This window comes from Quadrisphaera sp. KR29 (assembly GCF_052644995.1).
On sequence record NZ_JBQXXG010000033.1, the window covers coordinates 1 to 11,323 of the forward strand.

The 11,323-nt window shown below is 77.0% G+C and carries 11 protein-coding genes; all 11 read right to left on the reverse strand.

The annotated features are described in order from the left end of the window. Positions 1–316: 316 nt before the first annotated feature. The gene (gene tyrS / locus ACUN9U_RS18085; protein ID WP_445486389.1) at positions 317–1,597 is read right to left on the reverse strand and encodes a tyrosine--tRNA ligase; all 1,281 of its coding nucleotides are present in this window, start codon (positions 1,595–1,597) and stop codon (positions 317–319) included. Further along, complete coding sequence (locus ACUN9U_RS18090) at positions 1,594–2,319, reverse strand: DNA-3-methyladenine glycosylase (protein WP_445486399.1); 726 nt, start codon at positions 2,317–2,319, stop codon at positions 1,594–1,596. The genes tyrS and ACUN9U_RS18090 overlap by 4 nt, the downstream gene beginning before the upstream one ends. A 55-nt stretch (positions 2,320–2,374) precedes the next feature. Further along, positions 2,375–3,823, reverse strand: coding sequence for an argininosuccinate lyase (gene argH, locus ACUN9U_RS18095; protein ID WP_445486390.1), 1,449 nt, complete (start codon positions 3,821–3,823; stop codon positions 2,375–2,377). Continuing rightward, on the reverse strand, positions 3,820–4,374 hold the full coding sequence (locus tag ACUN9U_RS18100) for an arginine repressor (protein WP_445486391.1): 555 nt from the start codon (positions 4,372–4,374) through the stop codon (positions 3,820–3,822). Before ACUN9U_RS18100 ends, argH begins: the two co-directional genes overlap by 4 nt. Before the next feature lie 13 nt (positions 4,375–4,387). Next, positions 4,388–5,380 (reverse strand): ornithine carbamoyltransferase, encoded by a 993-nt coding sequence (argF, locus tag ACUN9U_RS18105; protein WP_445486392.1) that lies wholly within the window; start codon positions 5,378–5,380, stop codon positions 4,388–4,390. Next, positions 5,377–6,741 (reverse strand): acetylornithine transaminase, encoded by a 1,365-nt coding sequence (locus ACUN9U_RS18110; protein WP_445486393.1) that lies wholly within the window; start codon positions 6,739–6,741, stop codon positions 5,377–5,379. The genes argF and ACUN9U_RS18110 overlap by 4 nt, the downstream gene beginning before the upstream one ends. Next, positions 6,738–7,634 carry an acetylglutamate kinase gene (gene argB / locus ACUN9U_RS18115; protein WP_445486394.1) on the reverse strand — a complete coding sequence of 299 codons (897 nt, stop codon included), beginning with the start codon at positions 7,632–7,634 and terminating at the stop codon, positions 6,738–6,740. Before argB ends, ACUN9U_RS18110 begins: the two co-directional genes overlap by 4 nt. Positions 7,635–7,648: 14 nt before the next feature. Further along, the gene (argJ, locus tag ACUN9U_RS18120) at positions 7,649–8,821 is read right to left on the reverse strand and encodes a bifunctional glutamate N-acetyltransferase/amino-acid acetyltransferase ArgJ (protein WP_445486395.1); all 1,173 of its coding nucleotides are present in this window, start codon (positions 8,819–8,821) and stop codon (positions 7,649–7,651) included. Further along, on the reverse strand, positions 8,818–9,219 hold the full coding sequence (locus tag ACUN9U_RS18125; RefSeq protein ID WP_445486396.1) for an ACT domain-containing protein: 402 nt from the start codon (positions 9,217–9,219) through the stop codon (positions 8,818–8,820). The genes argJ and ACUN9U_RS18125 overlap by 4 nt, the downstream gene beginning before the upstream one ends. Further along, positions 9,216–10,292: an N-acetyl-gamma-glutamyl-phosphate reductase gene (argC, locus tag ACUN9U_RS18130; RefSeq protein ID WP_445486397.1), complete on the reverse strand. Its 1,077-nt coding sequence runs from the start codon at positions 10,290–10,292 to the stop codon at positions 9,216–9,218. Before argC ends, ACUN9U_RS18125 begins: the two co-directional genes overlap by 4 nt. 138 nt (positions 10,293–10,430) lie before the next feature. Next, positions 10,431–11,249: an SDR family oxidoreductase gene (locus ACUN9U_RS18135; RefSeq protein ID WP_445486398.1), complete on the reverse strand. Its 819-nt coding sequence runs from the start codon at positions 11,247–11,249 to the stop codon at positions 10,431–10,433. Between the last annotated feature and the right edge of the window lie 74 nt (positions 11,250–11,323).

Sequence of the window (11,323 nt, forward strand, 5' to 3'; positions counted from 1 at the left end):
GAGTCCGGGCCTTCCGGCCGTTCGTTCGGGATGCCTCCATCCTACCCGCAACAACCACCCGGTCGTTGCCGACCGGATCCTGTCGAGGGGGTCCTCCCGTCCGGGGCCTACCCTTCCGGGCCGGCCCGCCCGGCGGGCGAACGAGAAGAACAGTACGTGACGCTCCGGTGAGCGTCAAACCCGGGGGGCCGCCCGCGCGCCAGGCCACCGACGTGCTCGGCACCCGCCCAGGTCACACGCCGTTCACACGGCTGAGACACCGGCGTGACCGTGCGAGAGCCGCGTCCGGTCACGCGGCGTCACCTCGGGGCACCCGTCAGGCGGCGTCCACGGCGGCGAGCGTGCGCTTGCCGCGGCGCAGCACCAGCCACCGGCCGTGCAGCAGGGCGGAGCGCTCCACGGCCAGGTCGGCGTCCGCCCACCGCTCGTTGTTGACGTAGGCGCCGCCTTCCGCGACGGCACGTCGTCCTGCCGAGGCGCTCGGCACCACGCCGGCCTCCGCGAGCAGCCGGGGCACGAGCAGCGGCTCCCCCGCCGCCACCCTCGCCGTGGGCAGCTCCGCCAGCGCGGACCCGAGCGTCTGCTCGTCCAGGGCGGCGAGCTCCCCCTGGCCGAAGAGCGCCGCGCTGGCCGCCTCCACCCGCGCCGTCGTGTCCGCGCCGTGCACGAGCGTGGTGACGTCCTGCGCCAGCAGCCGCTGCGCCGCCCGCGCCTGGGGGCGCGCCGCCGTCTCCTCCGCGAGCGCCTCCAGCTCCTCCTTGGTGCGCTGGGTGAAGACGCGCAGGTACCAGTCCACGGCGGCGTCCTCGGCCGCCAGCCAGAACTGGTAGAAGGCGTACGGGCTGGTCATCTCCGGGCTCAGCCAGACGGTGCCGGACTCGGTCTTGCCGAACTTGGTGCCGTCGGGCTTGGTGATGAGCTGGGTGGACAGCGCGTGCACGGACGCCCCCTCCACCCGGTGGATGAGGTCCACGCCGCTGGTGATGTTCCCCCACTGGTCGGAGCCGCCGGTCTGCAGCGTGCAGCCGTACCGGCGGAACAGCTCCAGGTAGTCCATGCCCTGCAGGATCTGGTAGCTGAACTCGGTGAAGCTGATGCCCTCGTCGGAGGCCATCCGCGCCGAGACCGCCTCCTTGGCGAGCATGCGTCCCACCCGGAAGTGCTTGCCGACGTCGCGGAGGAACTCGATGGCGCTCATGGGCGCCGTCCAGTCGAGGTTGTTCACCAGCCGCGCGGCGTTGGGCCCCTCGAAGGAGACGAAGGGGCGCACCTGCTCGGCGATGCGCGCGACCCAGCTCGCCACCACCTCGGGGTCGTTGAGCACGCGCTCCCCGCTCATGCGCGGGTCGCCGACCAGACCGGTGGACCCCCCGACGAGCAGCAGCGGGGTGTGCCCGGCGTCCTGGAGGCGCCGCGCGGTGACCAGCTGGACGAGGTTGCCCATGTGCAGGCTCGGCGCGGTGGGGTCGAAGCCCACGTAGAAGGTGACCGGCCCGGCCGCGAGGGCGGCGCGCAGCGCGTCCTCGTCGGTGCTCTGCGCCAGCACGCCCCGCCAGCGCAGCTCGTCGATGATCCCGGGTGCGGGTGCCGTGGTCACTGCGCGCTCTCCTCGTCGGTCGGCCCCGTCGTCGAGGTCGGTGCAGGGCTCGCCGCAGAGCCTGCCCGACGCCGCCGCGGCGCCGCCACGCGGTAGGGCGAGACGGTGGGCTCCCCCGCCAGCCAGAACCGCCAGGGGTAGCGCCCGCCGTCCCCGCCCTCCCCCGAGACGCCGACCCGCGGGCCGGTCCGGACCTCGGCCGCGGGGGACGGGGACGACGACGGCGGGGGCGCGTCGAGCACGCGCAGCGCGGAGGTGGGCGCGCACAGGTCCGCTCCGTCCTGGGCCCTGCCGAGGCCCAGCGCGGAGGCCAGCCGCGCGGGTCCGCGGGCGAGGTCGACGTCCCGGCGGGCCGCGGGGCGTCGCGAGCGCGCCAGCTCGAGGCCGCCGACCACCTCCCCCGCGCGCAGCAGCACGGCGGACGCCGTCCCCTCCGGGCCGCACACGAGGTTGGCGCACCAGTGCATGCCGTAGCTGAAGTAGACGTAGGCGTGGCCGGGCGGGCCGAACATGACGGCCGTGCGCGGGGTGCGGCCGCGGGCGGCGTGCGAGCCGGGGTCGCCGGGGCCGGCGTAGGCCTCGACCTCGGTGAGCCGGACCGCGACGTCGCCGTCCTCGGTGCTGTGGACCACGACGCGGCCGAGCAGGTCGCGGGCCACCTCGAGGACCGGCCTGTCGAAGAAGGCGCGCGGCACCGGCTCTGCGCGCAGGACGCCCGTGATCACGGTCGGGGAGGGTGGCGGGCTGGGGGGACCTCCCGCTCGCGGGGGACCATGATCACGTGCGGAGGGCGGCCGCGGCGGCGCGCAGCTCGGCGAGCTGCTCGGCCACCCGGGCCGGCGCGGTCCCGCCGCGGGCGTCGCGGGAGGCGATGGAGCCCTCCACCGTGAGCACCGCCCTGACCGCTGCCGGGTCCTCCCCCAGCCGGGGGTGGACCGCCGCGAGGTCGGCGTCGGGCAGCTCGTCCAGCTCGCAGCCCAGCTCCTCGCAGCGCCGCACGGCGGCGCCGGCTGCCTCGTGGGCGTCCCGGAACGGCACCCCCAGCCGCACGAGGTGGTCGGCGACGTCCGTGGCCAGCGAGAACCCCTGCGGCGCGAGCTCGGCCAGGCGCGCGGTGTCGAAGCGCAGCGTCGCGACCATCCCCGTGAACGCGGGGAGCAGGAGGAGCAGCGTGTCGGCGGCGTCGAAGACCGGCTCCTTGTCCTCCTGCAGGTCGCGGTTGTAGGCGAGCGGGAGGGCCTTCAGCGTGGCGAGCAGGCCGGTGAGGTCACCGATGAGGCGCCCCGCCTTGCCGCGCGCGAGCTCGGCGATGTCGGGGTTCTTCTTCTGCGGCATGATGCTCGACCCGGTCGAGAAGGCGTCGTCGAGCGCCACGAAGCCGAACTCCTTGGTGGCCCACAGCACCACCTCCTCCGCCAGGCGGGACAGGTCGACGCCGACCATCGCCGCCACGAAGGCGAACTCCGCGGCCACGTCGCGGCTCGCGGTGCCGTCGATGCTGTTGGGCACCGACCCGGCGAAGCCCAGCTCGGCGGCGACCGCCTCCGGGTCCAGGCCCAGGGAGGAGCCCGCGAGCGCGCCGGAGCCGTAGGGGGACAGGGCCGCGCGGACGTCCCAGTCGCGGAAGCGCTCCACGTCGCGCAGCAGCGCCCAGGCGTGGGCGAGCAGGTGGTGGGCCAGCAGCACCGGCTGGGCGTGCTGCAGGTGGGTGCGGCCGGGCATCGCGGCGGTGGGGTGGGCCTGCGCGGTGGCGGCGAGCACCTCGACCAGCTCCAGCAGCTGCGCGCGGATCGCGCCGGCCTCCGAGCGCAGGTGCATCCGCAGCAGGGTCGCGATCTGGTCGTTGCGGGAGCGGCCCGCGCGCAGGCGGCCGCCGAGGTCGGCGCCGGCGCGCTCGACGAGCACGCGCTCCAGCGCGCCGTGGACGTCCTCGTCGTCGTCGGCGGGCTGCAGCGCGCCGGTGACGACGTCGTCGTGGACGCCCTGCAGCACCTCGAGCATCCGGGACAGCTGCTCGTCGGTGAGCAGGCCGGCGGTGTGCAGCACGCGGGCGTGGGCCATCGAGGCGCGCACGTCGTGGGGGGCCAGGCGCCAGTCGAACTGGGTGCTCTTCGACAGCGCCGCGAGCGCCGCCGCGGGGCCGCTGGCGAACCTGCCGCCCCACAGCGCCCCCTGGACGGTGGTGCCGCCGCGGGCGGCGTCGTCGGCAGCGGGGCTCTGGCTCACGGGGTCTCCTCGGTGGTGCGGGGCTCGGGGCGGCCGTCGGCCAGCGCGATCATGCGCGCCGCGAGCGCGGCGCCGCCGTCGGGGTGGCGGGCGACGAGCAGCACGGTGTCGTCCCCGGCGATGCAGCCCATGACCTCGGGCAGGGCGGCGTGGTCGACGGCGGAGGCCAGGAACTGCGCCGCGCCGGGCGGGGTGCGGACGACGACGAGGCCGCCGGAGGCCTCGGCAGTGACGAGCAGCTCCTCGCACAGGCGGGCCAGGCGCGCGGCGCGGCCGGCCTCGGGGACGGCGGGGCGCGGGGTGCGGTCGGCGCCCTCGGCGGGCACGGCGTAGACCAGGCCCCCCGCGGTCCCGCCGGAGCGGACCTTGACCGCGCCGAGCTCGACCAGGTCGCGCGAGAGCGTGGCCTGGGTGACCACGACGCCGTCGGCCGCGAGCAGCTCGGCGAGCTCGGTCTGGGAGCGCACGGCCCGCGCGGCGATGATCGCGGCGATGCGGGCGCGGCGCCCGGTCGGCGTGGCCGGCGTCGTCGGTGTGGGCGGCGTCGTCATCGGCAGCCCGCGCTCACGCGCCGCGGCGGCCCTGGCGGGCCTCGAGCAGCGCCACGAGCAGCGCCTTCTGCGCGTGCAGGCGGTTCTCGGCCTCGTCCCACACCCACGAGCCCGTCCCGTCCAGGTAGGTGGCGTCGACCTCCTTGCCGCGGTAGGCGGGCAGGCAGTGCAGCACCCCCGCGTCCGGCGCCGCGCCGGCCAGGAGCTCGGGGGTGACGGCGAACGGCACGAAGGGGGTCTCGCGGGAGGCGGCCTCGCCCTCCTGGCCCATCGAGACCCAGGTGTCGGTGGCGACGACGTCGGCGCCGGCCACCGCCTCGGCGGCGTCGTGGACGACGGTCACCGAGCCGCCGGTGGTGGCGGCGGCGCGGCGGGCGTCCTCGAGCACTCCCGGGTCGGGCAGGTGGGTCTCGGGCGTGCCGACGCGCACGTGCAGGCCGGCCACCGCCCCGCCCAGCAGGTAGGAGTTGGCCATGTTGTTGCCGCCGTCCCCGACGTAGGCGAACACCGTGCCGGGCAGGCCCTCGACGCCGCCCGGCCGCTGCTCGGCCACGGTCTGCAGGTCGGCGAGGACCTGGCACGGGTGCAGCAGGTCGGTGAGGGCGTTGACCACCGGCACGGAGCTCGCGGCGGCCATGGCCTCCAGGTCGGCCTGCGCGAAGGTGCGCCACGTGATCGCCGCGACCTGCCGGGAGAGCACGCGGGCGGTGTCGGCCACCGGCTCGCCGCGGCCCAGCTGGCTCGTGGCGGCGTCGATGACGAGCGGGAACCCGCCCAGCTCCGCCACGCCCACCGAGAAGGACAGGCGCGTGCGGGTGGAGGGCTTGTCGAAGAGCAGCGCGGCCGTCTTCGGGCCCTCGAGCGGCCGGCGGGGGTGGCGCCCGGCGGCGCGCTCGGCCTTGAGCTCGATGGCCAGGCGCAGGACGTCGGCCTGCTGGGCCTGGGTGAGGTCGTCGTCGCGCAGGAAGTGCTGCGGGAACGGGGTCGCCTGGTCGCTGGTGCTCATTCGGGGCTCCCGGTCGGGGCGGGCTGGGCGGGGGCGCTGGGGCTCGCGGCGGCGCGGGCGGCCGCGGCGCGCTCCAGGACGCCGGGCAGGGCGGTGGTGAACTCGGCCAGCTGCGCGTCGGTGAGGACCAGCGGCGGGGCGATCCGGACCGCGTCGGGCGCGACCGCGTTGACGATGAACCCCGCCTCCAGGGCCGCGGCGCCGACGTCCTTGGACGCCGGGGCGTCGAGCACCAGGGCCTGCAGGGCGCCCGCGCCGCGCAGCCCCGCCAGCAGCGGGGCGCCGTCGGCGACGAGGGCGTCGACGGCGGCCCGCAGCTGCTCGCCGATCGAGCGGGCGCGGCCGGCGAGGCCGTCGCGCTCGACGACGTGCAGCACCGCCAGGCCCGCCGCCGTGGCCAGGGGGTTGCCGCCGTAGGTGGTGCCGTGCTGGCCGGCGCCGAGCAGGCCGCCCGCCCGCTCGGTCACCGCGACGGCGGCCCCGACGGGCACTCCCCCGCCGAGCGCCTTCGCCAGGGTGACGACGTCGGGCAGCGTCCCGGGGTCCAGGCCGAGGCCGGGCAGCTGGTGGGCGAACCACGCCCCGGTGCGCGCGATGCCGGTCTGCACCTCGTCCAGGACGAGCAGCGCACCGGCCTCGCTGGTGAGGCGCCGCGCGGCCGCGAGGTAGCCGTCGGGGGCGGGCAGCACGCCGCCCTCCCCCTGCACGGGCTCGAGCACCACGGCGGCCACCTGGCCGCGCGGTGCGCCGTCGTCGCCGACCTCCGCCAGGGCGGCCGCGAGCGCGTCGACGTCACCGAAGGGGACGTGCTCGACACCGCCCGGCAGGGGTGCGAACGGCTCGCGGTACCCCGGGTTCCACGTCATGGCCAGCGCGCCCATGGTGCGGCCGTGGAAGGCGCCGCGCGCTGCGACGATGCGCGGGCGCCCCGTGCGGCGGGCGATCTTGAAGGCGGCCTCGTTGGCCTCCGCGCCGGAGTTGGCGAAGAAGACCCGTCCGCCCGGCTCGGCGCGGGTGATGGCGAGCAGCTGCTCGGCCAGGGCGACCTGCGCGGGGGTCGCGAAGAAGTTGGAGACGTGCCCGAGGGTGGCCATCTGGCTGGTCACCGCGGCCGTCAGCAGCGGGTGCGCGTGCCCGAGCACGGAGGTGGCGATGCCGGCGAGCAGGTCGACGTAGCGGCGGCCGTCGGCGTCCCAGACCTGGGCGCCCTCACCGCGCACGAGCGTGCGCAGCGGGGTGCCGTAGGTGCCCATGACCGCGCGGCCGTGGCGCTCCAGCCAGGCCGCGGACCCGCCGTCGGGGTGGGCCAGCACTCCGGGCAGGTCAGCGGGCAGGTCCGCCGAGAGCTCCTGGGCGGTCACGGCAGCACCATCGTGCCCACGCCGGAGTCGGTGAAGACCTCCACCAGCAGGGTGTGCGGCACGCGCCCGTCGACGACGTGCGCGGCCTCCACGCCCCCGCGCACCGCGCGCAGGCACGCCTCCATCTTGGGCACCATCCCGGACTCCAGGGTCGGCAGCAGCTGCTCGAGGTCGGCGGCGCCGATCTCGGAGACGAGGGAGGACCTGTCGGGCCAGTCGGCGTACAGGCCCTCGACGTCGGTGAGGACGACGAGCTTGCGGGCGCCCAGGGCCACCGCGAGCGCGGCGGCGGCGGTGTCGGCGTTGACGTTGAGCACGCCGTCGCCGTCCTCCTCGGGCGCGACGGTGGCGACCACGGGGATGCGCCCGGCGTCCAGGAGGTCCTGGACGGCGCGCGGGTCGACGGCGACGACGTCGCCGACGAGCCCGACGTCCACCGGCTCCCCGTCCACCACCGCGTGGCGGCGGCGGGCGGTGAACAGGCCGGCGTCCTCTCCGGACAGGCCGACGGCGTGCGGGCCGGAGGCGTTGAGCAGGCCGACCAGCTCGCGGCCGACGGAGCCGGTGAGCACCATCCGCACGACGTCCATGACCTCGGGGGTGGTGACGCGCAGGCCGCCGCGGAACTCGCTCTCGATGCCCAGGCGCGTGAGCATCCGGGAGATCTGCGGGCCGCCGCCGTGGACGACGACGGGGCGCAGGCCGGCCAGGCGCAGGAAGTTGACGTCGGCGGCGAAGGCGCGCGTCAGGGCCGGGTCGACCATGGCGTTGCCGCCGTACTTGACCACCACCAGGGAGCCGTGGAACTGCTCCAGGTAGGGCAGGGCCTCGACGAGCACGGCGGCCTTGTCGACGGCGCTGACCAGGCGCAGGTCCTGGGCGTCGCTGGGCACGGTCGGCTCCCCGCTCACGTGGAGTACGCGCTGTTCTCGTGCACGTAGTCGTGCGTGAGGTCGTTGGTCCACACCGTCGCGGTCGCCGGCCCGGCGTGCAGGTCGACGACGATCCGCACCTCCCGGCCGGTCAGGTCCACGCCCTCGCGCGGGTCCCCCACGGCGCCGGCGCGGCACACCTGGACGCCGTTGAAGGAGACGTCGAGGGCGTCGGGGTCGAAGGCGGCGTCGGTCGTGCCGACGGCGGCGAGCACCCGGCCCCAGTTGGGGTCGCCGCCGAAGACGGCCGCCTTGAAGAGGTTGGAGCGGGTCACGGCGCGGGCCACGGCGACGGCCTCGTCCTCGGTGGCCGCGCCGACCACCTCCACGGCGATGTCGTGGCTGGCGCCCTCGGCGTCGGCGACCAGCTGGCGGGCCAGGTCGGCGCAGACGGCGGTGACGGCCTCGCGCAGCTCCTCGGCCTCCGGGGCGGTGCCCGAGGCACCGGAGGCGAGCAGCAGGACGGTGTCGTTGGTGCTCATGCAGCCGTCGGAGTCGACCCGGTCGAAGGTGACCCGCGTGGCGGCGCGCAGGGCGGCGTCGAGCGCGGCCGGCTCGGCGACGGCGTCGGTGGTGAGCACCACGAGCATCGTGGCCAGGCCCGGGGCGAGCATGCCCGCGCCCTTGGCCATGCCGCCGACGGTCCAGCCCGCCCCTGACGGCGCGTGCGCCACGGCCTGCTTGGGGACCGTGTCGGTCGTCATGATCGCGGTCGCCGCGGCGGCGCCGCCGTCGTCGTCCAGGGCCGCCGCGGCCGCCGCGACGCCGGTGAGCAGCTTCTCCAGGGGCAGGCGCTCGCCGATGAGGCCGGTGGAGCAGACGGCGACGTCGGCGGCCCCGACGCCGAGGGCCGTGGCGACGGCCTCGGCGGTGGTGTGGGTGTCGACGAAGCCGGGCGGCCCCGTGCAGGCGTTGGCGCCGCCGGAGTTGAGGACCACGGCGTCGCAGCGGCCGTCGGACAGCGCCTGGCGGGTCCAGCGCACCGGCGCGGCCTGCACGCGGTTGGTGGTGAGCACCACCGCGGCGTCGTGGCGGGGACCGTCGTTGACGACCAGCGCCACGTCGGGCCTGCCGCTGGCCTTGAGCCCGGCGGTGGTGCCGGCGGCGCGGAACCCGCGGGGCGCGGTGACCCCCGTGGTGCTGCTCACGCGGCCAGCACCTCCACCTCGTGGCCGGCGGCGCGCCAGGCGGCGGTGGCCGGGGCGGTGCTGCCGGAGGGCACGAGCACCCAGTCGGTGTCGAAGGTCGAGAGGGCGAACACGCTGATGCCTCCATCGGCGAGCGGGCGGAGCAGACCGGCGAGCACGCCGGTCAGGGCGGAGTCGAGGGGGCCGGCCACCTCGAAGGCGGCGTAGGGCCCCTGCACGGGGCCGGGCAGCTGCTCGGGCACGGCGACGGCCGGGCAGACCACGCTGAGCTCCTCGGCGCTGCGCGCGACGCAGACCAGCGGGCCGCCGCGCGCCCAGGTGGGGTCGGGGGCGTCGGCGGGCAGGCGCACCACGGAGACCGCCCCGGGGTGCTCGTGCAGGAGCAGGCCGGCGCTCACGGCGCCAGCCCGGTGGTGGGCAGGCCGAGGGTCTCCGGCAGGCCGAAGGCGAGGTTGAGGCACTGCACGGCCGCGCCGGCGGTGCCCTTGGTGAGGTTGTCCTCGGCGGCGACGACGACGACGCGCCCGACCCGCTCGTCCAGGGCGAGGCCCATGACGACCGCGTTGGAACCGAGCACGTCAGCGGTGCGCGGCCAGGAGCCCTCGGGCAGCACGTGGACGAAGGGCTCGTCGGCGTAGGTCTGCTCCCAGGCGGCGCGCAGCGCGGCGGCGGTGGTGCCGGCCTTCACTCGAGCGGTGCAGGTGGCCAGGATGCCGCGCGGCATCGGCGCCAGCGTGGGCGTGAAGCTCACGGTGACCGGCTCGCCGGCGGCGCCGGAGAGGTTCTGCTCGACCTCGGGGGTGTGCCGGTGCACGCCGCCGACGCCGTACGGGCTCATCGAGCCCATCACCTCGCTGCCCAGCAGGTTCGCCTTGAGGCCCTTCCCCGCGCCGGAGGTGCCGGAGGCGGCGACGACGACGACGTCGTCGGGCTCGAGCAGGCCCGCGGCGAAGCCGGGCGCCAGCGCCAGGGAGACGCCGGTCGGGTAGCAGCCGGGCACGGCCACCCGGCGCGCGCCGACGAGGGCGTCGCGCTGCTTGGGCGGTGCCGCTCCCGCCGCTGCCGTCGTGGCCGTGGCCGGCGCGGTGGGCAGCTCGGGCAGGCCGTAGGGCCAGGTGCCGGCGTGGTCGGTGCCGTAGAAGGCCTTCCACGCGACCGGGTCGGCCAGGCGGTGGTCGGCGCCGCAGTCCAGCACGAGCACGTCCTCGGGCAGCTGGGCCGCCAGCCCCGCGGAGGCGCCGTGGGGCAGGGCCAGGACGACGGCGTCGTGCTCGGCGAGCAGCTCGGGGGTGGTCTCGGCCAGCACCCGGTGGGCCAGGGGCAGCAGGTGCGGGTGGACCTCGCCCAGGCGGGCGCCGGCGCTGGAGGCGGCGGTCACCGCACCGACCTCCACCTCGGGGTGGCCCAGGAGCAGGCGCAGCGCCTCGCCCCCGGCGTACCCGCTCGCCCCCGCGACCGCGACCCTCTTCACACCACAGATCATACAGACCCGTGCATGACCATGCGACGACGCTGCCCGTCCGGTGGGCGCAGGGTGGCCCTGCTCCACTCATGCGGGACCAGGGCCACCCCGTGCCACTCGCGCAGTGGCGCAGATCCACCCGGGGCGCTAGCGCAGGGGGTCGTCGGCGCCCCAGGGGCGCAGCCGCAGGGTGCGGTCGTCGTCGTCGAACCCTGCCGCGGCGCGTGCGGAGAGCGAGGCCGGGGTGTCGACGCCCGCGCGGACCATCCGGCCCGAGAACGCGTCGAGCTCCCCGCGGGCGAAGGCGACGGCGAGGGCGTCGACCTCAGCCTGGCTGGTCCACTCGTCGCGCTGCCGGCGCTGCTCGTGGGCGGCCATCGCCATCGTCATCGGCGTGCGCACCACCCCGGGGGCGAGCTCGAGCACGGTGACACCGTGCGCGGCGCCGGCCGCGTGCAGGCTGCCGCCGAGGCGGAACAGCCCGGCCTTGGCCGCGCCGTAGGCCGAGTAGACGGCCGAGTCCCTGATGCCGGAACCGGAGTCCAGGTGGATGACGCGCCCGCCGCCCCGCTCCACCATGCCCGGCACGACGGCGCGGACCGCGTGGAAGGCGCCGACCAGGTCGACCTCGACCACGCGGCGCCACTCCTCGGGGTCGGCCTCCCACACGGGGACCTCGCTCGCCTCGATGATCCCGGCGGCCGAGACGAGCAGGTCGACCGGGCCGAGCTCGGCCTGGAGCTGCTCGACCGCCCGCTGCAGGCCCGCGAGGTCGACGACGTCGGCGGGCGCGGCCGCGGCCCGGGCCCCGGTGCCGCGCACCGCGGCCAGCGCGTCCTGCAGGCGCTGGCCGTCACGGCCGAGCAGTCCGACGGCCAGCCCGGCGGCGCCCAGCGCCTCGGCCAGCCCGCGGCCGATGCCGCTGCTCGCGCCCGTGACGAGCGCGACCCGACTGGGGGGCGTCACGCCCGTCCCCCGGGGGGGGGGGGGGGGGGGGGGGGGGGGGGGGGGGGGGGGGGGGGCCCCCCCCCCCCCCGGGG